This is a genomic window from Micromonospora sp. CNZ299, assembly GCF_002754415.1.
The window spans coordinates 848950-870857 of the sequence record NZ_PEFG01000001.1 but is presented as its reverse complement, the minus strand read 5'-3'; the positions used below and the strand labels follow the sequence as shown (position 1 = coordinate 870857).

Sequence of the window (21908 nt, the reverse complement as noted above, 5' to 3'; positions counted from 1 at the left end):
TGTTCGACAATTATCGAACAAGCTCCTACTGTCGGTTCCGTTGGTTCGACGATACTCGAACATTGGAGCTGACGATGCGATCCCGCGCCGCCGCCTACCCGCTGCTCGCCGTGCTCGCCTGGGGAGTGATGTTCCCGGTCCTGGCCAGCGCGCTGACCCGGGTCGACCCGCTCAACCTGACCACCGCCCGCTATCTTCTCGCCGCCGTCATCCTGGTCGCCGTCCTCCTGCTCCGTGAGGGTGCCGGCGCGCTGCGGTCGGGCGGCCGGACGGCCGAGGTGGTGGTGCTCGGAGTGGTCGGCTTCGCCGGCTTCAACCTGCTCACCAGCCTGGCCCTCGAACACGCCGCCCCGCAGCAGGTCGCGCTCTTCGTGGCCACCACCCCCGTGATCACCCAACTGGTCCGTTGGGCCCGTGACGGCGTACGCCCGAAGCCGCTCCTGCTGGGTCTCTCCCTGGTGGCGCTCCTCGGTGTCGGCCTGGTGATCACCCGCGGGAGCCTGACCGGGCTCGGCCAGTTCGGTCTCGGTGGGCTGATGATGATCGGCGCGGTGCTCGGCTGGGGCATCTACACGCACGGTGCCAGCCGCTTCGGCGAGTGGTCGCCGCTGCGCTTCACCACGCTGACCGCACTCGCCGGCACGGCCGCGATGCTGGCCGCGAGCATCGGCGCCGACGCCGTCGGCTGGCAGCGCGCGCCGGCCGCCGCCGACCTCGTGGCGGTCACCCCGCAACTGGCGTACGCGGTGATCCTGGGCGCCGTGGTCGCGGTCCTGGCCTGGAACACCGGCGTGCAGCGACTCGGTGCCGCCAACGCCGCGTTGTTCATGAACCTGGTCCCGGTGACCACGTTCGCGGTGCAGATCGCCCGCGGCTACCGCCCGGAGCCCGTCGAGCTGGTCGGGGCCGCCATCACGATCGCCGCCCTGGTCGCCGCGAACCTCGCCACCCGGCCCCGGCCCCGAGCCTCGGCGCTGCCCCGGACCGCAGCGGTCACCGACCCGATCGCGGTGACCGACCCCGCAGCGGTGAGCGTCCGCTGACCCACTACCTGGGATCTGCCCTGGAGGCCGCGCCCGGCTTTGCCTAGACTCGACGGCACAACTGCATACCTCATCCAGAGGGGCTGAGGGATACGGCCCGACGACGCCCCGGCAACCACCCCGCGCGCTCACCGCTGAGCGACCCGCGGGGCAGGTGCCAATTCCGTCCCCGCCGCACCGTGCGATGCGGGGAAAGATGAGAGGACTCTCGACATGACGTCGACGCTCGCCGCCTCCGGCATCGACACCTCCGCCAGCCCCGCCCGCGCCCTGGTCTGTCGCGCCTGTTCGGCGCGCTACCCGCTCGCCGCCCAGCACGCCTGCTACGAGTGTTTCGGCCCGCTGGAGGTCGACTACGACACGGCCGCCCTGGCGACGGTCACCCGGGAGCAGATCGAGGCCGGGCCGAAGAACATCTGGCGGTACGCCGCACTGCTCCCCGCCGGTCAGGACCCGGCCAGCCGGGTCACCCTCGACCCGGGGCTGACCCCGCTGGTGGCGGCCCCGCACCTCGCCGCCGAGCTGGGCATCACCGCGCAGCTCTGGGTCAAGGACGACAGCGCCAACCCCACCCACTCGTTCAAGGACCGGGTCGTCTCGGTGGCGCTCACCGCCGCGAAGGCGCTCGGCTTCACCCGGTTCGCCTGCGCGTCGACCGGCAACCTGGCCAACTCGGTGGCCGCGCACGCCGCCCGCGCCGGGGTGCCCTCGGTGGTCTTCATTCCCAGCGACCTGGAGCAGGGCAAGGTCATCACCACTGCCGTCTACGGGGGCGAGCTGGTCGCCATCGACGGCTCGTACGACGACGTCAACCGGCTCTGTGGCGAGCTGGTGGAGACCGACGAGTTCGAGGACACCGCGTTCGTCAACGTGAACGTCCGCCCGTACTACGCGGAGGGCTCCAAGACGCTCGGCTACGAGGTGGCCGAGCAGCTCGGTTGGCGGATCCCGGCGCAGGTGGTGATCCCGATGGCCAGCGGCGAGCTGCTCACCAAGATTGACAAGGCGTTCTCCGAGCTGGTGGAGATCGGTCTGGTCGAGGCGCCGGTCGGCGGTTGGAAGGTCTTCGGCGCGCAGTCTGCCGGCTGCAACCCGATCGCCACGGCCCTGCACGCCGACACCGACACGATCACCCCGGTCAAGCCCACCGGCATCGCCAAGTCGCTCAACATCGGGGACCCCGCCGCCGGCCTCTACGCGTTGGAGGCGGTCCGCCGCACCGGCGGCTGGATGGAGTACGCCGACGACGACGAGATCCGCGCGGGCATCCGCGACCTGGCCCGCACCACGGGCGTCTTCGCGGAGACCGCCGGTGGGGTGACAGTGGCGGTGCTGCGCAAGCTGGTCGAGTCCGGCCGGCTCGACCCGACGGCGGAGACCGTGGTATTCAACACCGGCGAGGGTCTGAAGACCATCGACGCGGTGGCCGGTCAGGTTGGGCCTACCCACCACATCAAGCCGTCGCTGCGCGCCGCCCGCGACGCCGGCCTCCTGGGCTGACCCGCTACCGGTCTTGATCCACTCGGGTTTACGGAAATCGGGGTGTCCGGGCTGACTGGACACCCCGACTTCAGTGAAACCGAGTTGATCAGTCCGTAACTGGGTTTTAGCTGTGAGTGTGGAAAACCCGCCGCTACGGACTTGACGGCAGGAACCGGACGGCGCAAGATGCTCCGTGCGGGAGGGCATTTCGCCGAAGACTTTTGAAGTTCTTGCGACCCAACGCCGGAGGCGTTGTGCGAGTGTCCCTCCCGACCAACGTTCGATCGGGCCAGCGAGTAATTCGCTGGCCCGATCGCTTTTGTACGGTGCACGCTCACCGCATGAGCATCACCATCGCGTCGTTCGACGGCGCCGACCACACCTCGGTCGACGAGGCGTACCGGATCGGCGCGGCGGCCACCGAAGTCGACCTGCCGGACCTCCCACCCTTCTGCCGACGCCGCTTCGACGCGCTGTTCCACACGCCGATGCCCGGCACCGAATCGCTCTGGGCGCTGGCCCGGCTGGACGGCGCGCCGGCCGGCTACCTCCAGCTGGACCTGCCGCAGCTCGACAACACCGACAACGCCACCGCCGAGCTGACGGTGCATCCCGAGCTGCGGCGCCGGGGTGTCGGTCGCGCGCTGCACGAGTACGGCGTACGCCTGCTCCGCGAGCGCGGCCGCAAGCGGGTCGTCGCGATGACCGTCTCCGCGCTGCCCGACGGGCCGGCGCGATCAGCGGCGGGAGACGCGTTCGCCGCCACCACCGGCGCCCAGTCGGCGCTGCCCGAGGTGCGTCGCCGCCTCGACGTCGACGCGATCGACCGGATCGCCCTGCGCGCGGCGCTGGCCGAGGCCCGGCCGCGGGCGGAGGGCTATCAATCGGTCTGCTGGCAGGGCTCCACCCCGCAGGAGTACGTGGCGGACATCGCCTACCTGGACGGCCGGTTGCTCATGGACGCGCCCATGGGCGACGTGCAGTGGGACCCGGAGCAGGTGGACGCCGAGCGCATCCGTGGCACCGAGCGCGCCCTGGACGCCCGGGGTCGGCGCCGCTACCACCTCGGGATGCGCCACGAGGCGTCCGGGCGGCTGGTCGCCTGGACCCTGCTGGATGTGAGCGCCTCCACCGACTGGCACTCCTACCAGCAGATCACCATCGTCGACCCGGCCCACCGTGGGCACCGGCTCGGCCTCATCGCCAAGGCGGAGAACCTGCACCACCTGCTGACCCACGAGCCGACGGTCCGCGTCATCGACACCTTCAACGCCGCCAGCAACAGCTACATGGTGGCGATCAACGAGCAGCTCGGCTTCCGCCCGGTGGACGCCTGGAACAACTGGCAGCTCACCCTCTGACCCGGGCGGTCACCCGTCGGTTCGCTCCAATCGCCCGACCAGCTCGCGGATCGCGTCGAGGAAGTCGTCGTCCGGGGTGAACCGGTGGCCCTGCACCGGTGGGGGCACGGTGTCGGTCGGTGGGATGAGCAGTCCCTTCGGGTCCCGCACCCGACGGTCGACCCGGGCCGCCGGGTCGTCGGGTCCGTCCAGGAGCGGGACGAACACCGGTCCGCCGACCGCGTCGGTGTACCGCCACAGGTTGATCCACCGCCAGGCCAACCGGCCGCCGACCTCGCGCAACATCTCGTCGTTGACGTACGCCGGGAAGATCCGCCGGTACCGGTTTCCGAGCGGGGTGCCGTAGGTCAGCAGGGCCACCCGCCGCTGGCAGTGGTCGGGGAGTTGAAGGATCGTCACCGCCGCGAGCACGCTGCCGTGACTCTGCCCGGACAGCACCACAGCGTTCCCGTCGGCGGTGAGTTGCCCGATCCGGCGGGTCAGCTCGGGGAAACCACCAGACCGAGCATCGCGAGCAGCGCCACCTGCCCGGCGAACAACCCGGCGACCAGCATCCCGTACCCCGGCAACATCCCCTCGGCCGCCCACGGCGGCCGAGGCGCCAGGGCGTACCCCAGGGTCAGCGCGGTGAGCGCGACGGCCGCCCAGCGGATCGTCCGCGAACTCCGCTGGTCCTGCTTCCCGCGTCGCTCGATCGCCGGCCGGCGAAGCAGCACCACCGCGCCGGCGAGCAGCACCACATTCGCGGCCAGCAGCAGCCAGCCGGGCAGTGTGGCGTCGTGCGGCGCCAGAGCCAGCAGCAGAGTGACGTCGAGCGTGCCCAGCGCCACCGCGATGTGCACCGAGCGCAGTCGGCGCAGCAGCGAGCGGGTGTCCCAGAAGGCGGGCGCGTCGAGCCGGTCCGCGCCCACCCCGGGCGCGTGGTCGCTGTCCTCGGGGAGCTGCCAGGTCCGGGCACCGAGCCGCCAGATCAGGACGATCGCGATGATCGGCGGTACGGCCAGCAGCGCGAGCCGCTGCCCGGGCGGCACGCCACCCAGCCAGGAGATCTCCCGCCGCCCCTCCAGGCACCTCGGGTAGGCCGCGCACTGCCAGGCGATCAGGTCGAGGGACACCCCGACGGTGGAGAGCACGTACATCGCGGTCATCGTCGCGGCCAGCAGTCGGCACAGCGCCCGCGCGGCACGGCCGCCGCCACCGGTCACCGGCAGCATCCAGACCGCGATGTTGCTCAGCATGAACGGCAGGAGCAGGACCAGGGAGAACGTCCGGATCGCGGTGCCGCCGGTCAGCCGGCTCCAGCGGTACGCCTCAAGCGTCACCCCGTCGCGGTCCGCGGGGGCACCGTAGCCGGGGCGCGGCCGGTAGAAGCCGGCGTTGTCGTCTCCCGCGACCCGCGCGACGATCGGTCGGTCGAGGATCGTCTCGGGCCCCTTGTCGGCGACCCCGTGCACCCGGATCTCGGTGATCCTCACCCGCCGCCCTCCCGTGGCCGGCTCTCCTGGCCGGAGGCCCGCGGTTACCCGCTGTCTCCGCGGGCAACCGCGGTGCCGTCGGTCATTGGCGCTTCTGCTCCCGAACCCGACTGCGGCATGAGCCGCTGTCGGGCATTCGCGCTACTGCTCGCGGACCGGGCTCAGGCATGATGGCGGGCATGACGGAGACCCCGCAGCCCCTGTACGACAGGCACGCCGACACCCTCAACCGTGCGCTGACCGCGATCACGGAGCGGGGCTACTGGTCCGCCTATCCCGAATCCCCCAGCCCTCGGGTGTACGGCGAGACCGCCGCCGCCGACGGCAAGGCCGCCTTCGAGGCGTACCTCGGTGGTGACTTCCCGCTCGACCAGCCGGGCGCTGGCGACCGGGTCGCCACCGAGACGAGCCCGTTCGGGGTGGAGCTCGCCGTGCGCTACCCGCACGCCGGCCCCGGCGAGCTGGTGAGCGCCGCCTCCGCCGCGCTGCCGGCCTGGCGCGACGCCGGCCCGCAGGCGCGGGTGGGAGTCTGCCTGGAGATCCTCGACCGGCTGCACAAGAACATCTTCGAGCTGGCCAACGCGGTGCAGTTCACCAGCGGGCAGGCGTTCGTGATGGCCTTCCAGGCCGGCGGCGCGCACGCACTGGACCGGGCCCTGGAGGCGCTGGCCTACGCGTACGCCGAGATGACCCGGCACCCGGGCACGGCAGGCTGGGAGAAGGCCGCCGGCAAGGGTGACCCGCTGCGGATGACCAAGACGTTCCACGTGGTGCCGCGTGGGGTGGCGCTGGTGATCGGCTGCAACACCTTCCCGACCTGGAACTCGTACCCCGGGCTGTTCGCCTCGCTGGTCACCGGCAACCCGGTGATCGTCAAGCCGCACCCGCGCGCGGTGCTACCGCTGGCCATCACCGTGAAGTACGCCCGGGAGGTGCTCGCCGAGGCCGGGTTCGACCCGAACCTGATCATGCTGGCGGCCGAGGCACCCGGTGAGAAGCTCGCCAGCGACCTGGCCCTGCACCGCTCCGTGAAGATCGTCGACTTCACCGGCTCCACCGAGTACGGCGACTGGCTGGAGACGCACGCCCGGCAGGCCTCGGTCTACACCGAGAAGGCCGGTCTGAACACGGTCGTCATCGACTCCACCGACGACTTCGCCGGCATGTGCCGCAACCTCGGTTTCACGCTGACCCTCTACAGCGGCCAGATGTGCACCACCTCGCAGAACATCCTCATCCCGGCCGGCGGCATCGAGACCGAGCAGGGGCACAAGAGCTTCGACGAGGTGGCCGGCGGGATCGCCGCAGCGGTCGGCAAGCTCACCGCCGATCCGGCGCGAGGCGTGGAGCTGACCGGCGCCATCGTCAACGACGGAGTGCTGGAACGGCTGGCCGAGGTGACCAAGGTCGGCGAGCCGGTGCTGGAGTCGCGGGCCGTGGCGCACCCGGCGTACGCCGACGCGGTGGTGCGTACCCCGACGATCGTGAAGCTGGCGGCGGACGACGCGGAGACGTACGGCCGGGAGTGGTTCGGGCCGATCTCGTTCGCCATCGCCACCGACTCCACCGCGCAGAGCCTGGAGCTGCTGCGCCGGACGGTCGGCGAGAAGGGCGCGCTCACCGCCGGGGTCTACTCCACCGACGAGGCGGTGCTGGACGCCACCGAGGCGGTCGCGGTCGAGGTCGGGGTGCACCTGTCCTGCAACCTCACCGGCGGGGTCTTCGTGAACCAGTCGGCGGCGTTCTCCGACTTCCACGGCAGCGGGGCCAACGCGGCGGCCAACTCGGCGTTGACCGATGGGGCTTATGTGGCCAACCGGTTCCGGATCGTTCAGTCTCGGCGTCACGTGTAGGTGGTTGCGGTGGGGGTTTCCGGGGCAGCCCGACCCGCTCCGGGCGGTCAGGCTTGATCCCTGCGCGGGTCGGGCTGCCCCGGAAACCCTTTGTGGGCACGGCGGTGGCGTCGCTGCCGGCTTTTTAGGGCATCTCAGTGGCTCTGCCTTGGGATCAGTTCTCTCTCAGGCGGGTCGGCGCATCTGTAGCTCGTTCAGGGCTGGGATTTTGGGGTGGGGGACTCGCACGCCGGTGTCCTTGAAGCCCAGCCGCTGGTACGCCCGGTAGGCGCGGTCGTTGCCGACCACGACCTCCAGCAGCAGCTCCGGTCGGCCGCACGCCCGGGACCAGTCGGCCACCCCGTCGATCAGGTCGCCGAGAAGGCCGCTGCCCCGCCAGGTCGGCGTGACGTACACGGCGTAGATCACGGTCAGCCCGGGCTCGTCCGGGGTGACCGTGCCACCGGCATGCCCGACCAGCCGGCCACCCGGGTCCGCGACGAACTGCGCGTTGTTCGGGCCGGCCGAGGTGTACGCGACCCGTGCGGCGTACTCGTTGTGCGGTCGGGCCGCCGCGTCCGCCAGGGTCTCCAGGAAGGCCAACGGTGCGTCGGCGAGCATCTCCAGGCGCAGCGCCCGCATCCGGGCGGCGTCCTCCGGCCGGCCCCGGCGGATCTCCGCCCGACGAACGGAGGTCGAGCCCGTATCGGTGGTCATGCCGCATGCCTATCACAGGGCGTGAACGGCATTTTTCGGGTCGGGCCCGATCTTCACCGGCTCGCGGCGCAGCCTCGTCTCCCTCCCCACTGGCACTCACGTCGATGAATCCGTCGGATCGCCGCGTCGGGTCGACCGGTGCGGCCGGAGCTGGTGTGGAAGCGATCAGGACCATGCCCGATTTGTGGTCGTGCACGGCTGTCAGTCCTCGTGTAGCGTGCGATTTCGGTCACCTGCTTCAATGGCGGTCATCGATTGCCGGGGTGGTGGTCCGAGGGCGCCCGGCCGCTCCGTGCGCCGGGTCAGGCAGCACCGCGCAGAGTGAGGGAAGTGGCACCGTGGCACAGGGCAGCGTCAAGTGGTTCAACGCCGAAAAGGGCTACGGCTTCATCGCCGTCGACGGCGGTCAGGACGTGTTCGTTCACTTCTCCGCGATCGAGATGGACGGCTACAAGGCGTTGGACGACGGCCAGCGGGTCGAGTTCGAGATCGCCCAGGGCCAGAAGGGCCCCCAGGCGGAGCACGTACGCGTCATCGCCTGACCGTTCCGCACCGGTCGGCCACCGCCTTGGGGGCTGGCGGCACGGGCGCGCAGCCGGGAAGATCGTGAACCGTTCCAGCCGATGCTGAGGAGCGTTCATGACCGACCAGCCACCCTCGTCCACGCCCCCCTACGGGCCGGGTGAGCCAGGCCCGTCCGACCCGACGCAGGGTGCCTGGGGCCCGGCCGGTCAGCCGCCTGGCTCCGTGCCGGGTGTCCCGCCGGCTGGTTGGGATCCTGCGCAGGGTGCCTGGGGCCCGGCCGGTCAACCGCCACAGGGGTGGGTGTTCCCGCCCACCGGGGGCTACCCGCCTGGAGCGGGGCCCTACGGTCCGCAGCCGTGGCATCCGGGGCCGCCGGTCAACTGGTACCCGCCGGGTTACGGGTACGACCCGAACGACCCCCTCGTCACTCCACCTGGTGCCGGCCTCGCCGGCTGGTTCAGCCGGTGCGGGGGAGCGCTGCGCCGAGGCTGGCGGCAACTGGTGCCCATCATGCTGCTCACCCAGGTGCTGCCCGCGGCGGTGCTCTCGGTGATCTCGCTCGGGCTGGACCCGTCGGCGAACTGGGCCGCCGAGGCCGGGACGAGCACGACCGCCGCACTGCCGGACAACTTCGCCGCCGAGCTGGTTGGCCTCCTGGTCGTGCTGATCGGCGGCAGCGTGCTGGTCGGGCTGTTGCAGGCCGTCGGGTGGGCCGCCGGCAGTTGGGTGATCACCCAGCAGGCGGCCGGGCAGCCGGGCAGCCTGGATTCCGCGCTGCGCTACGGCATCCGTCGGGCACTCGGGCTGTGGGGGTGGACCCTGCTGGTCAGCCTGCTCGTCGGCATCGGTGTCTGCTTCTGCGTCCTGCCGGGCATCTACCTGGCGTTCGCGCTGAGCATGGCCGGCCCGGTCTACCTCTTCGAACGCCACAACCCGATCGGCCGGTCGTTCCGGATGTTCCACGACCGGCTCGGCCTGCTGCTCGGTCGGGTGGCCCTGGTCGCCCTGGCGGTGATCGTCGGCACCGTGATCCCCGGCGCCCTGGAAGGCGTCGGCACCTCGGCGTTCGGTACGGATCCCTTCGCATCCCCGGGCAGCGCGGTCGGGGCGGTGGTGGTGATCGGGATCACCGCGGTGCTGGCCCTGCCGGCCCACCTCGCCCAGATGATCGGTCTGCTGGTCACGTACGCCGAGCAGCGCGCTCATGAGGCGCCGGTGAACACTCCCGGACTGGCCGCGGAACTCGGCTGAGCGGCCCCATCGTGCTTGCACTCGGCAGGGGAGAGTGCTAAACAAGTCATTGGCACTCGCATACCGTGAGTGCCAACGGTCGGGACGGTGGGGCCAGGTTGTGCCGGTGTGGAGACACCGGGGCAGCACATGGCCGGTCGTCGCGGGCTATCCGGCCCGGCCGAAGGACGTCGTCGTCGCCAGGTGGCGACGTCCCTAGGTGCGCACACCAGGCGGCCCATCCGGGGCACACATCTCGGGTGGCCCGTGAGTGTCCAGGAGGACAACGCCGTATGGCCAAGATGATCGCTTTCGACGAAGAGGCTCGCCGCGGCCTCGAGCGGGGCATGAACCAGCTCGCCGACGCCGTAAAGGTGACCCTCGGCCCGAAGGGCCGCAACGTCGTGCTCGAGAAGAAGTGGGGTGCCCCCACCATCACCAACGATGGTGTGAGCATCGCCAAGGAGATCGAGCTCGAGGACCCGTACGAGAAGATCGGCGCTGAGCTGGTCAAGGAGGTCGCCAAGAAGACCGACGACGTTGCCGGTGACGGCACGACGACGGCGACCGTCCTGGCCCAGGCCCTGGTTCGCGAGGGCCTGCGCAACGTGGCCGCTGGCGCCAACCCGATGGCCCTGAAGCGGGGCATCGAGGCCGCGGTCGCGAGCGTCTCGGAGGAGCTGTCCAAGCTCGCCAAGGACGTCGAGACCAAGGAGCAGATCGCCTCCACCGCCTCCATCTCCGCTGGCGACAGCACCGTCGGCGAGATCATCGCCGAGGCGATGGACAAGGTCGGCAAGGAAGGCGTCATCACCGTCGAGGAGAGCAACACCTTCGGGCTGGAGCTGGAGCTCACCGAGGGTATGCGCTTCGACAAGGGCTACATTTCGGCCTACTTCATGACCGACCCGGAGCGTATGGAGGCCGTCTTCGACGACCCGTACATCCTGATCGCCAACAGCAAGATCTCGTCGGTGAAGGACCTGCTCCCGATCCTGGAGAAGGTCATGCAGTCGGGCAAGCCGCTGCTGATCATCGCCGAGGACCTGGAGGGCGAGGCCCTCGCCACCCTGGTGGTCAACAAGGTCCGTGGCACCTTCAAGTCGGTCGCCGTCAAGGCGCCGGGCTTCGGTGACCGCCGCAAGGCCATGCTGACCGACATCGCCATCCTCGCCGGTGGCCAGGTCATCAGCGAGGAGGTCGGCCTCAAGCTCGACGCCGCCAGCCTCGACATGCTGGGCCGCGCCCGCAAGGTCGTGGTGACCAAGGACGAGACCACCATCGTCGACGGTGCCGGTGACGCCGAGCAGATCCAGGGCCGGGTCAACCAGATCCGGGCCGAGATCGACAAGAGCGACTCGGACTACGACCGCGAGAAGCTGCAGGAGCGGCTGGCCAAGCTGGCCGGCGGCGTTGCGGTCATCAAGGTCGGCGCGGCCACCGAGGTCGAGCTCAAGGAGCGCAAGCACCGCATCGAGGACGCCGTTCGCAACGCGAAGGCCGCCGTCGAGGAGGGCATCGTCCCGGGTGGTGGCGTCGCGCTGGTCCAGGCCGGCAAGACCGCCTTCGACAAGCTCGACCTGGTCGGCGACGAGGCGACCGGTGCGAACATCGTCAAGGTCGCGCTGGACGCCCCGCTGCGGCAGATCGCCGTCAACGCCGGCCTTGAGGGCGGCGTCGTGGTGGAGAAGGTCCGTAACCTCGAAGCGGGTCACGGCCTCAACGCCGCCAACGGCGAGTACGTCGACCTGCTGGCCGCGGGCATCATCGACCCGGCCAAGGTGACGCGCTCGGCGCTGCAGAACGCCGCTTCCATCGCGGCGCTGTTCCTCACCACCGAGGCCGTTGTCGCGGACAAGCCGGAGAAGACCCCGGCTGCCCCGGCTGGCCCGGGTGGCGGGGACATGGACTTCTGAGTCCAGTTCCGACACGGAACGGGGCGGGCCGCTGATGCGGTCCGCCCCGTTCGTCGTCAGGTCGGCAGTGGGCGCTGGTTGCGCCGCTTCTGTGCCCGGTCGTACGGCGGAAGCAGTTTGATCGGCTCGTCCACCATCTCCCGTGACTCCTCGACGACCGCCGACCCGTCGTCGGTGGTCATCTCGGCCAGTTGCTCGGCGTCGCCGTAGTCGAGCCGGTCGAACGGCAGTTGGCCGGGGAGTTCGCCGACCGGTTTCCAGGTGATCGGCGGGCCGTCCTCGGTCTGGTCGTCATCCGTGGTCATGGCTGCCTCCTCTACCGAAACGGTAGGGGGCGTCGATGACCGACGTGGGCGAATGGATCAATGTCCCCTTTGCCCTGGTTATGCCACCGGCAGGGTCCGCCGGTACAGGAAGAAGACCCGCTCGATCCGGGCACCCGCGCTGCCCGAGTAGAACGGCACGGGCCCCACCCAGCCGATCTCCGCCCGGGTCAGCCCCGCCGCCTGCTGGTCGCGCAGGCAGCGCCGCAGCAGTACACCACCGATGCCCGACCCCTCGGCCGCCGGCGCGGTGCCCATCGGCCCGAACCAGCTCTGCCGGGATGACCCGTACGCGGCGAAGCCGAGCACCTCGCCGCCCCGCTCCGCCAGGTGGCAGCCGGCGCCGTCACGACCCACCGACCCGGCCAACTCGCCGTCCCACGTGCCGCCGAAGGTGGACCGGGCGAACGCGGTCAACGCCGGGAGATCCGCCGGCTCCGCCCGGCGCACCGTGACGCCCTGATCGGCCAGCCGCCGCTCCGCCGCCTCGGTGGACCGCAGTGCCGGTGACCCGTCGTACGACAGGTCGGCGGTCATGTTCCAGGCGGTCCGGTCCTGCTGGTAGCCGAGCGCGAGGGCGGCGCAGACCGCCGGCGTGTAGCGGACGTCGATGCCCGGCCACGCGTAGTACGGCGGGTTCCCGGCCAGCAGCACCTCGGTCGCTCCGCGCTCGGCCAGCACCTGCTCGGCCCGCCGCAGCAGCGCCCGGCCGACGCCCTGGCGGCGCTGATCCGCACGGACCGCGACCAGGTCGACGTGCCCGATGCCCGGCTCGGCCGACGACACCGAGCAGAACAGCACCCCGACCAGGTCCGCACCCCGGTACGCCCCCAGCACGGCCACCGGCCGGTCGGCGGCGGCCCGGGGCCAGAGCACGTCCACGATGGCGGCGGCCTCGGTGGCGTCCTCGGGCAGGTCGAGAGCCTGCTCGCAGAGCCGCACCACGGTGTCGGCCAGGTCGCGGGTCAGCTCGGTGACGGTGATCTCGGCGTCCATGGTCGCCGACCCTAGAACACCGTGTGGCGGCCCGCGCTCCCGCCCGTCGGATCCGGAAGGAAACCTGCCTATTGCTGGGCGGCGCGCACGGCGGCGTACGCGTCCACCTCACCGGCACCCGTGACGTTCGACGGGGCACCACAGGTGTCGGACGGGTTGTCGGAGCGGTAGGTGGGCGTCGCCGCCGTGGCGGTGTCCCGCAGGATCTGCCGGGTCCGGGCCACGTCGCCGACCAGCGCCGGGTTCGCCGACCACATCAGCGCGACCACCCCGGCCACCTGCGGGGTCGCCATCGACGTGCCGTCCAGCGCGGCGTACGTGCCGCCCGGCATGGCCGACACCACACCCACACCCGGTGCCAGCACGTCCGGCTTGCTCGCACCCGGCACCGGCCCGCGCGAGGAGAACTCGGCGACCCGGCGCTGCGCGTCCACCGCACCCACGGTCAGCACGTCCACGTACGGCGCCGGTGGGTCGTCGATCGACGCGCACCACGGCCCGGTGTTGCCGGCGGCGGCGACCACGAAGATCCCGGCGGCGTCCAGCGCGGCGGTGGCCGGCCGCAGTACGCCGGGATCGCAACCCTCGATGGGCGGGCAACCCCAGGAGTTGGTGAGCACCTGCGGGGCGCGCTCCGGACGGCCGTCGGTCAACGGGTCGCCGCCGGTCGGGAAGGGCGCCAGCATGAACTGGAGGCAGTCCAGGTAGTGCGCAGGGCTGCCGAGGTTGCGGTCCAGGTTGACGCAGCCCACCCACTGCGCGTCAGGCGCCACCCCGATGCCGTCGCGCCCCACCGCACTGCCCACCGTGTGGGTGCCGTGCCCACCCTGGTCGGTCGGGCTGCGGGTGTCGTCCCACGGGTCGTACCAGGAATCGTCTCCGCCCCGGAACCCGGCGCGCAGCGCCGGATGGCCGCCGTCCACCCCCGAATCCGAGCTGCCCACCACGATGCCCGTGCCCGTCACCCCGAGCTGGGACCACACCCGGTCCGCGCCGATCTGGCGGATGTTCCACTCCGGGCCGGTGGGCCTGGGCGCGGTGCCGCGGCTCTGCCCCGCCGGGGCCGGCAGTGGCCGCAGACGTTGGCTGACCAGCACCCGGGCCACCTCAGGTCGGCGGGCGAGCCACGCCCGCACCGCCGGACCGCCGTCGACCTCCACCGCATTGACCAGGTAGTACGACACCGGGTCGAGTCGCAGTCGACGCAACCCCCGGAGCAGGTCGGCCTGGCTCTGCTCGGCGGTCGTCACCAGCCGTCGGTAGACCTCCGTCGCACGGGCGTCCCTCCCGGCCCGACCCGCAGCGCCGGCCGGCAGTCCACTCAGGTCGGCCTGCGCCCGCAGCACCACGAACAGTCGCTCGCCGTACAGGCCCGGTTGGCCCGGACCCAGGTCGACCACGCCGAACGCCACCAGCAGCACCACGGCTGCCACCGCGGCCGTCCGGCGACTCGGGGTACGTGCCGTCGGCCGGGCGAGCAGCACCGCGTACCCGATGGCGACCAGGACCGCGACGGCGAGCCCGGCGCCGGCGGCGGCCGCCACCCAGAACGGGATGTCCCGGGTGCCGACCAGCAGCAGGGTGATCTCTTCCGGGTCGGTGAAGGCCAGCGGGCCGAGTGCGGCCAGGCCCACGAGCCAGCCGGTCGCCGTCCGGCCGGCGCGTGCGGCGGCGGCCGGGCCGGTGCTGGGTCGCCAGGCCGCGGCCCACAGCGCGGCCAGTGCGAAACCCACCGGGGGAAGGGTCAGCAGCGCCGGCAACTGCGCGCCGGACTGGCCGGTGCCGGCCGCGAGCAGCAGCAGCGCCACCCCGGCGACCAGACCTCCCAGCAGGACGAGCCGGGCCGGCCGCGGCGGCCGGCCAACAGCGAACCGGGACCAGAAGGTGGCGTCCAACAGTGTCGCGGCCAGCACCCCCAGCGCGGCTGCCGCCAACAGCGCGAGCGCGGTTTCCAGGAGTCCGCCGAGCGCGCCCAGCCAGGCCCACGGCAGCAGCAGCGCCAACCCGGCGGCGATCGCGAGCAGCGGCACCGGCCCGGTCCGATGCCATCCACGCTGACGTCCGACCGGGTTCTGACTCTCGGCGGCGTCGGCGCTCGACCCCGGGCCTGCGACGGCCTCGGTTCGGGCGGCGGCATCGTCGTTCAGCGCCGCACCACCGCTGGCGTCGCGTTGCTCCGTGCGCTCGCCGGCCCACTGTGCGGCGGCGGGCGCGGTGTCGACATCCGGGCCGGACGATCGTCGCGCCGACCAGAGCGCGGCGAGCGCGCTGAGCAACGCGACGCCGGCCAGCCCGGCGAGGTACGCCTCGTGGTGCACCGGCGGCACGACCCGCAGCAGCGTGAGCACTCCGAGGGCGAGACCCCCGATCAGCCAGGCCCTCCCGGTGGCCCGGACCGCAGCCGACCGGGGCAGCACGGCCAGCAGCAGGGCAGGTGTGCCCACCAGCACGACTGTGGTCAGGCCGAGCACCGGCCAGAGCCAGCCGACGCGGTCCAGCCCAAAGCCCAGCAGCACCTGATCGGTGACCCAGCCGCCGGTCTGGGTGGCCGCGGTGACCGCGACCGTCCAGCAGCCGACCAGCACGGCTGCGACCACCGACCACGGGGAGCTGCGGTCGCTGAATCCGGGTTGCGCGGGGTGACCTTGCATCCGAGAACCTTACGACCACGGCGAGCGGTTTCCACCCGACCGTCGTGTTGCGGCTCGACCGGAGAACCGTGCCGGTGCTGGACAGTTTCCGTCAGCCGGGCGGGCGGCGAATGCCGGCACGGTGGCATGGCGGTTACCGTGGACCTGTGCGTGACCCCAACATCTCCCGATCCGTCGCCGGCCAGCTCTCGCCGGTCCGCCGTGTGTCCGACCTGCGTCGACTGCGCGCCGAGCGCTTCGACGTCCTGGTCATCGGGGGCGGGGTGACCGGTGCCGGTGCCGCTCTGGACGCGGCGTCCCGGGGCCTCAAGGTGGCCCTCGTCGAGGCGCGTGACCTCGCGGCGGGCACCTCCAGCCGGTCGAGCAAACTCATCCACGGTGGCCTGCGCTACCTGGAGCAGTTGGAGTTCCACCTGGTGCACGAGGCGCTCACCGAGCGCGGCCTGCTCGCCACCCGGCTCGCGCCGCACCTGGTGCGTCCGGTGCCGATCCTGGTGCCACTGCCCGCCGGGCGAGGGCTGCGGGACCTGCCGGCCCGCATCTTCCGCCGCTCCTACTACGGCGCGGGGGTGGCCGCCTACGACGCCTTTGCCGGGATCTTCGGCGGTGGCCGGGGCATGCCACTGCACCGGCACCTGACTCGCGAGGGGGCCCGGCGGGTCTTCCCGAGTCTGCGGCCCGACACGCTGGCCGGGGCGATCCGCTACTACGACGGGCAGGTCGACGACGCCCGCCTGGTGGTGACCCTCGCCCGCACCGCCGCCAGCCTCGGTGCCACGGTCGTGAGCAGCGCCCGCGCCGTCGGGCTGATCCGGCAGGCGCGTGAGGTGACCGGTGTCCGCGTCCGTGACCTGGAGGCGCCGGCCGGTTCGCCGGACGCGGAGTTCGAGGTGCACGCCCGTACCGTCATCGCCGCCACCGGTGTCTGGAGCGACGACATGTCGCGGATGCTCAACGACGTGGGCCTGCGGCCCGGCGTCCGGGTGCGCGCCTCGAAGGGGGTGCACCTGGTGGTGCCCCGCTCGGCGATCACCGGCGAGGCGGGGCTCATCCTGCGCACGGCGAGTTCGGTGCTCTTCGTCATCCCGTGGGGCGGGCACTGGATCATCGGCACGACGGACACCGACTGGCGGCTGGACCGGTCCCACCCGGCCGCCTCGGCCCGCGACATCGACTACCTGTTGCAGCAGGTCAACACCGTGCTGGACCGGCCGTTGACCACCGCCGACATCGAGGGGGTGTACGCGGGGCTGCGGCCGTTGCTGGCCGGCGAGGCCGACTCGACGTCGAAGCTCTCCCGCGAACACGCGGTCTTCGAGCCCATGCTCGGGCTGCTGCTGGTCGCCGGTGGCAAGTACACGACGTACCGGGTGATGGCCTCCGACGTGGTCGACCGGGCGGCCCGCAGGCTCGGCGGCGCGCGCTCGTCGCGTACCGCCGATCTGCCTCTGCTGGGTGCCGACGGCTACCCGGCGATGTGGAGGGACCGGGCCGACCTGGCCCGCCGGCACGGCGTGCCGGTGGGTGTGGTGGAGCACCTGCTGGAGCGGTACGGCACCCTCACCCTGGACCTGCTGGCCCTGGTCGACGCCGACCCGTTGCTCGCGTCTCCGCTGGCGGGTGCTCCGGAGTATCTGGCGGCGGAGGTCGCGTACGCGGCGCGGGCCGAGGGTGCGCTGCACCTGGAGGACGTGCTGACCCGGCGGACCCGTATCTCGTTCGAGACCAGCCACCGAGGGCTGGAGTCCGCGGAGCACACCGCCGAGCTGATGGGCGCGGTGCTCGGCTGGGACGAGGCGACCCGGGCCCGCGAGGTGGAGCACTACCGCGCCCGAGTGGAGGCGGAGCGGCAGTCCCAGTTGATGCCGGACGACGCCGCGGCGGACGCCGCCCGGCTCGGCGCTCCGGACGTGCGGGGTTACGCCGCCGACCGTGGCGGCGACGACGATCAGGTAGAGCTGCGTCCGTCCGCTCGATGACGAATTGCGACGTTACCAATGGGTAACCATCGATACCGACCCGGATGGTGGTTTCGGTCGCTACCTACGGTGGGGTAGGTTTCCGCGCGTGCTACCCCGCGCGCACCCTCGTCTGCTCCTACCCCTCCTCGCCGTCGCGCTCGTCGGTGCCCTGACCGGGTGCTCGCTGTTCGACCGGGACAAGCCGGGTACGACTCTGGCGCAGCCATCCGCCCCGGTGGCGGGGGGCGGATCGCAGCTGGAGATCCCGACCACCGTCGCCGCCGGTCAGGTCAGCCTGCTCCAACGGCTCGGCGAAGACGGGCCGATGCGCACCCTGAGCGTCGAGCGCAACGGCGCGTGGCAGTGCCTCGACTGCGCCGGTGACGGGGTCACCTCCCGGGGCACCCTCGCGCCGGAGCTGACCGAACGGCTCCAGGTGCTGCTCGCCAACCCCAAGTTGGCCGCCGAGACCGATCAGGCCCGGAGGTACCGGACCACCTGCATCGACGCGTTGACGTCCAGCCTGCTCACCTCGACCGGGCTGATCACCTCGCAGGACTGCCCTGGTGAGGAGCGCACGCCGGTCGCCGGGGAGATCCTGCTGCTGCTCACCCAGGCGACCCCGGCCGAGGTCAAGGGCTGACCTTCAGCCAGGTCAGAGCACCTTGCCCGGGTTGAGCAGACCAGCCGGGTCGAGCGCCGACTTGATCGCCTGGTGCACCCGGACGCCGACCGGCCCGATCTCCCGGGCCAGCCAGTCCCGCTTGAGCAGCCCCACCCCGTGCTCGCCGGTGCACGTGCCGCCGAGGTCCAGGCCGAGCCGCATGATCTCGTCGAACGCCCGCCGGCCCCGCTCCACACTCGCCGGATCGGCCCGGTCGACCACGATGTTCGGGTGCATGTTGCCGTCCCCGGCGTGCCCCACCACACCGATTGGCACCTCGCACTCCGCCGCGATGCGGGCCACCCCGTCCAGCAGCGCGGCGAGCGAACCGCGCGGCACCGCCACGTCGTCGATCACCAGGCCGCCGTTGCCACCCGGGTAGGCGTCGGCGGCGAACTTCTCCATGGCGGGGTGGGCCAGCCGGCGGGCCTGGAGCAGCGCCGCCGCCTCCACCGCGTCGGTGGCCGCGTAGACCTCGTCGGCGCCGGCCGTCTCGCACACAGCGGCCAGGGCGGCCAGGTCGTCGGCGGCACGGGTGCCGGTGTCCACGGAGGCCAGCAGCAGGGCCTGCGCGTCGGTCCGCAGCCCCATCGGCTGGTACGCCTCGATCGCCCGCAGGTGGGTCTGGTCGAGCAGTTCCAACAGGCTGGGCGTGAGCCCGCGGGCCGCGATCTCGGCCACCGCAGCGCCGGCCGCCGCAGTGGACGGAAAGACCGCCACCAGGGTCAGCGACTCGGCCGGCGCGGGCCGCAACGCCACCGTCACCTCGGTGATCACCCCGAGGGTGCCCTCCGAGCCGACGAAGAGCCGGGTCAGGTCGTACCCGGCCACCCCCTTGGCCGTACGCCGGCCGGTGCGCAGCACCTCACCGGAGGCGAGCACCACCTCCAGGCCGAGGACGTACTCGGTGGTCACGCCGTACTTCACACAGCACATGCCACCGGCGTTGGTGGCCACGTTGCCGCCGATCGTCGACGACTCCCAGGAGCCGGGATCCGGCGGATACCAGAGGCCCTGCTTCGCCACCGCCCCGGCCAGCGCCGCGTTGACCACCCCGGGTTGGACCACAGCGATCCGGCTCACCGGGTCGATCTCCCGGATCTCGTCCATCGCCACGGTGCTCAACACCACCGCGCCGTCCACCGCGTTCGCCGCGCCGGCCAACCCGGTCCGCGCACCCTGCGGCACCACGGGTACGCCGTGCCGCGCCGCTGCCCGGACCACGGCGACCACCTGTTCGGTGCTGCGCGGACGGGTCACCACGAGCGGGGTGCCGGCGGCGCACAGGTCGGCCTCGTCCCGCTGGTGCATCCGCAGCAGGTCCGGGTCGGTGAGCACGGCGTCGCCACCGAGCGCGTCGCGCAGGTCGTCGAGGAGATTGGTGGGGGCCATGCAGCCGAGGCTAGGTCGCCATCGGGCGATCATCAACATGATCAACTGAGCGGGATAGCTTGGGCACCATGCTCTACCTGGACCGGCCTGCCTGGCCGTGGCGCGGTCGGCTCTGGTCGCACCTGATCAGCGACGTCTCGTACGCCGAGCTGCACGCCTTCGCCGAGACACTCGGCGCGCCCCGACGCGGCTTCGACCGGGACCACTACGACATTCCGGCCGACCGGTTCGCGGCGGCGGTGTGGCTCGGTGCCCAGGTGGTGCCGAGCCGGGAGCTGGCCCGGTTGCTCCGCTCCGCAGGACTGCGTCGCCCGAAACACCTGGTCAGCCCGCGCCCGTCGACCCCTCGCTGAGCGCGGCCAGCTCGCGGCGCACGTTGTCCCGGGCAGGCTCCTCCCATCGGGCCGCCAGCGGCGGCAGCCGGAACAGCGCGGGCAGCGCCAGCAGGCCGGTCAACACCGCAGCCCGCCCGGCCCGGAAGGCCGGCTCCGGCACGTGCGCGTACTCCCGCCGGATGGCTGCCGCGTACCTGTCGTAATCGGCCGGCGGGGCGGCCAGCACGGCGAGGTCCGCGTCGCACAGCAGGGCGCCGTCCAGGTCGCCCGGTGCCACGGTGTGCCCGGCGGTGAGCAGTACCAGCCGGCGCACCTCCGCCGCCGTGGGCGCCGGCACTCCGAGCCCGGCGAGCACGCTCTCGGCCAGCGCGGCACTGTCGCGTTCGTTGGCGTCGCCGACGGCCCGGGGGTCGTAGACGGCATCGTGGAACCAGGCCGCCAACCGGACCACGTCGGGCCGGCCGGCCAGGTCGGCGTGCTCGTCCACCACGTCGAGCACCGCCGTCAGGTGGGCCACCGTGTGATGGTGCCGGTGCGGCTCCCGCCACCGGGCGAGCAACTGCTCCCCGGCACCGGTCGACGTCAGGCCCGAACCCGCACCGGCGCCCCGGGCCGCGATTCGCCAGCGATCCAGCAGATCAACCACCGCCCGAGTCTGCCGCATCCGCCCACGACGCGCGAGAAGGGAGGATTCAGCGGGCCCACCACGGGTAGTCGCGCCCATGGCCGTGGCCCGGGACAAGCGACCTCCAATGGTGCGACGTACCGCGCTGCGCAAGGGGCTGGTGGACATCGACGGTGCCCGGATCGCCGAGGCCACCGAGGAGCTGCGCCATCGCGGCCGGGCCACCCTGCACGACCGGCTGCACCGGGTGCGGATGGCCGGCGGGCTCGCCGTGCAGGCCGGGCTGGCTGCCGGGCTGGCGTACTTCGTCTCGCACCGGCTGCTCGGCAACCCGCAACCGGTTTTCGCGCCGATCTCCGCTGTCGGCACCCTGGCCGCGTCGGTCGGCCAGCGGTTCCGCCGGACCGTGGAGTTGATCGTCGGGGTGGGCGTCGGGGTGGCCGTCGGTGACCTGTTGATCTACTTTCTCGGCACCGGGGCGTGGCAGCTCGGCCTGGTGGTCACGGTGGCGATCCTGCTCACGATCTTCGCCGGGGCGAGCGTCGCCATCGTCATCCAGGCGGCGGCCACGGCGGTGCTGATCGTCACGCTGAGCCCGTCGACCCAGAACCTGGAGATCCCCCGCTTCGTCGACGCGTTCCTCGGCGGTGGGATCGCGCTGCTGGTCACGGCTGTGCTGCTGCCACTGAACCCGCTCCGGGTGATCAACCGGGCCGCCCGGCCGGCGCTGGACCTGCTCGCCGCCCAACTCGACGCCACCGCCGACGGGCTGCGCAACCGGGACCGCGCCGGCATCCAGCGGGCACTGGACCGGCTGCGCAACAACAAGGAGGAGCTGGCCACGCTGGGGGAGGCGATCGAGGGCGCGAAGGAGACAGCCACCCTCTCCCCGGCCCGGTGGCACCGCCGCGACGAGTTGACCCACTACGCGGAGGCGGCCGACCCGATCGACCGGGCGATGCGCAACAGCGGCACGCTGATCCGCAGGTCCGTGACCCTGGTCGAGGACGAGGAACCGGTGCCCGATCCGATGCCGGACGCGATCAACCACCTCGCCGAGTCGGTCCGGCTGCTCAAACACGAGTTCGCTGCCGGCGAGGAACCGGAGAAGGCCCGCGAGCGGTCGCTTCGGGCCGTCAGCGAGGCCGGGCGAGCGTACGGCGACGGGGTCGGCTTCTCCGGCAGTGTGGTGGTCGCCCAGATCCGGACCACCGCGAGCGACCTGCTGGTGGCCTCCGGAATCGAACAGGAGGAGGCGAACCGGTGGATCCGCACCGCCTTCGGTGAGCAGGAGCGCCCCGTCGGAGAGCCCGCCGAGCCGGGCGAGGCGCCGAAACCACCCACCGCCCCGCCGGTCGGTTGAGCGAGTCGCGCGGAGGC

At 72.1% G+C, this 21908-nt stretch carries 19 protein-coding genes and 1 riboswitch; of the genes, 11 read left to right on the top strand and 8 right to left on the bottom strand.

The features are described from left to right. Positions 1 to 74: 74 nt before the first annotated feature. The 3 genes from CLT68_RS04175 to CLT68_RS04165 all read left to right on the top strand — a co-directional run bounded on the left by CLT68_RS04175 (position 75) and on the right by CLT68_RS04165 (position 3886). Positions 75 to 1043: a DMT family transporter gene (locus CLT68_RS04175; protein ID WP_143743125.1), complete on the top strand. Its 969-nt coding sequence runs from the start codon at positions 75 to 77 to the stop codon at positions 1041 to 1043. Between the two features lie 67 nt (positions 1044 to 1110). Next, positions 1111 to 1246: riboswitch (SAM riboswitch) on the top strand. 10 nt (positions 1247 to 1256) lie between these two features. Then, positions 1257 to 2543, top strand: coding sequence for a threonine synthase (gene thrC / locus CLT68_RS04170; RefSeq protein ID WP_088950426.1), 1287 nt, complete (start codon positions 1257 to 1259; stop codon positions 2541 to 2543). A gap of 323 nt (positions 2544 to 2866) precedes the next feature. Further along, a complete protein-coding gene (locus CLT68_RS04165; protein ID WP_099848959.1) occupies positions 2867 to 3886 on the top strand; it encodes a GNAT family N-acetyltransferase in 1020 nt (339 codons plus the stop codon). Positions 3887 to 3895: 9 nt separating this feature from the next. Here the strand turns inward: CLT68_RS04165 and CLT68_RS33635 are convergent, their stop codons facing one another. Together CLT68_RS33635 and CLT68_RS04160 are read right to left on the bottom strand one after the other, a co-directional pair. Beyond that, entirely contained in the window at positions 3896 to 4324 is a 429-nt protein-coding gene (locus tag CLT68_RS33635; RefSeq protein WP_486482068.1) for a hypothetical protein, read from the bottom strand. 41 nt (positions 4325 to 4365) lie between these two features. Continuing rightward, entirely contained in the window at positions 4366 to 5361 is a 996-nt protein-coding gene (locus tag CLT68_RS04160) for a hypothetical protein (protein WP_486482067.1), read from the bottom strand. 179 nt (positions 5362 to 5540) lie between these two features. Between CLT68_RS04160 and paaN the strand changes: the two genes are divergently transcribed. Then, positions 5541 to 7214: a phenylacetic acid degradation protein PaaN gene (paaN, locus tag CLT68_RS04155; protein ID WP_199176983.1), complete on the top strand. Its 1674-nt coding sequence runs from the start codon at positions 5541 to 5543 to the stop codon at positions 7212 to 7214. A gap of 165 nt (positions 7215 to 7379) precedes the next feature. Here the strand turns inward: paaN and CLT68_RS04150 are convergent, their stop codons facing one another. Beyond that, positions 7380 to 7910: a GNAT family N-acetyltransferase gene (locus tag CLT68_RS04150; protein WP_099848955.1), complete on the bottom strand. Its 531-nt coding sequence runs from the start codon at positions 7908 to 7910 to the stop codon at positions 7380 to 7382. 338 nt (positions 7911 to 8248) lie between these two features. On the opposite strand from CLT68_RS04150, the gene CLT68_RS04145 reads away from it, so the two are divergent. The 3 genes from CLT68_RS04145 (at position 8249) to groL (ending at position 11581) form a co-directional block, all read left to right on the top strand. Further along, positions 8249 to 8452, top strand: a complete 204-nt coding sequence (locus CLT68_RS04145; RefSeq protein ID WP_088950422.1) for a cold-shock protein — start codon at positions 8249 to 8251, stop codon at positions 8450 to 8452. A gap of 97 nt (positions 8453 to 8549) precedes the next feature. Next, positions 8550 to 9686, top strand: a complete 1137-nt coding sequence (locus tag CLT68_RS04140) for a hypothetical protein (RefSeq protein WP_143743124.1) — start codon at positions 8550 to 8552, stop codon at positions 9684 to 9686. Between the two features lie 272 nt (positions 9687 to 9958). Further along, on the top strand, positions 9959 to 11581 hold the full coding sequence (gene groL / locus CLT68_RS04135) for a chaperonin GroEL (RefSeq protein ID WP_030490078.1): 1623 nt from the start codon (positions 9959 to 9961) through the stop codon (positions 11579 to 11581). 56 nt (positions 11582 to 11637) lie between these two features. Here groL and CLT68_RS04130 read toward each other — a convergent pair whose 3' ends face one another. The 3 genes from CLT68_RS04130 to CLT68_RS04120 all read right to left on the bottom strand — a co-directional run bounded on the left by CLT68_RS04130 (position 11638) and on the right by CLT68_RS04120 (position 15551). Further along, positions 11638 to 11886 carry a hypothetical protein gene (locus tag CLT68_RS04130; RefSeq protein WP_088950419.1) on the bottom strand — a complete coding sequence of 83 codons (249 nt, stop codon included), beginning with the start codon at positions 11884 to 11886 and terminating at the stop codon, positions 11638 to 11640. Positions 11887 to 11964: 78 nt separating this feature from the next. Beyond that, positions 11965 to 12900 (bottom strand): GNAT family N-acetyltransferase, encoded by a 936-nt coding sequence (locus CLT68_RS04125; RefSeq protein ID WP_099848951.1) that lies wholly within the window; start codon positions 12898 to 12900, stop codon positions 11965 to 11967. A gap of 68 nt (positions 12901 to 12968) precedes the next feature. Beyond that, positions 12969 to 15551, bottom strand: a complete 2583-nt coding sequence (locus CLT68_RS04120) for a S8 family serine peptidase (RefSeq protein WP_099848949.1) — start codon at positions 15549 to 15551, stop codon at positions 12969 to 12971. A 161-nt stretch (positions 15552 to 15712) separates the two neighbouring features. Here CLT68_RS04120 and CLT68_RS04115 point away from each other — a divergent pair, with 161 nt between their 5' ends. After that, complete coding sequence (locus CLT68_RS04115) at positions 15713 to 17530, top strand: glycerol-3-phosphate dehydrogenase/oxidase (protein ID WP_099856767.1); 1818 nt, start codon at positions 15713 to 15715, stop codon at positions 17528 to 17530. Positions 17531 to 17618: 88 nt separating this feature from the next. Further along, positions 17619 to 18155, top strand: coding sequence for a hypothetical protein (locus tag CLT68_RS04110; protein ID WP_088950416.1), 537 nt, complete (start codon positions 17619 to 17621; stop codon positions 18153 to 18155). Between the two features lie 12 nt (positions 18156 to 18167). Here the strand turns inward: CLT68_RS04110 and CLT68_RS04105 are convergent, their stop codons facing one another. Further along, complete coding sequence (locus CLT68_RS04105) at positions 18168 to 19568, bottom strand: FAD-linked oxidase C-terminal domain-containing protein (protein ID WP_099848948.1); 1401 nt, start codon at positions 19566 to 19568, stop codon at positions 18168 to 18170. Between the two features lie 68 nt (positions 19569 to 19636). Between CLT68_RS04105 and CLT68_RS04100 the strand changes: the two genes are divergently transcribed. Further along, on the top strand, positions 19637 to 19921 hold the full coding sequence (locus tag CLT68_RS04100) for a DUF4031 domain-containing protein (RefSeq protein ID WP_099848946.1): 285 nt from the start codon (positions 19637 to 19639) through the stop codon (positions 19919 to 19921). Here the strand turns inward: CLT68_RS04100 and CLT68_RS04095 are convergent. Then, complete coding sequence (locus CLT68_RS04095; protein ID WP_486482066.1) at positions 19893 to 20549, bottom strand: HD domain-containing protein; 657 nt, start codon at positions 20547 to 20549, stop codon at positions 19893 to 19895. The two genes, CLT68_RS04100 and CLT68_RS04095, sit on opposite strands and share 29 nt — an antisense overlap. 106 nt (positions 20550 to 20655) lie before the next feature. Between CLT68_RS04095 and CLT68_RS04090 the strand changes: the two genes are divergently transcribed. After that, a complete protein-coding gene (locus CLT68_RS04090) occupies positions 20656 to 21891 on the top strand; it encodes an FUSC family protein (protein WP_099856765.1) in 1236 nt (411 codons plus the stop codon). The last annotated feature ends 17 nt before the right edge of the window (positions 21892 to 21908 follow it).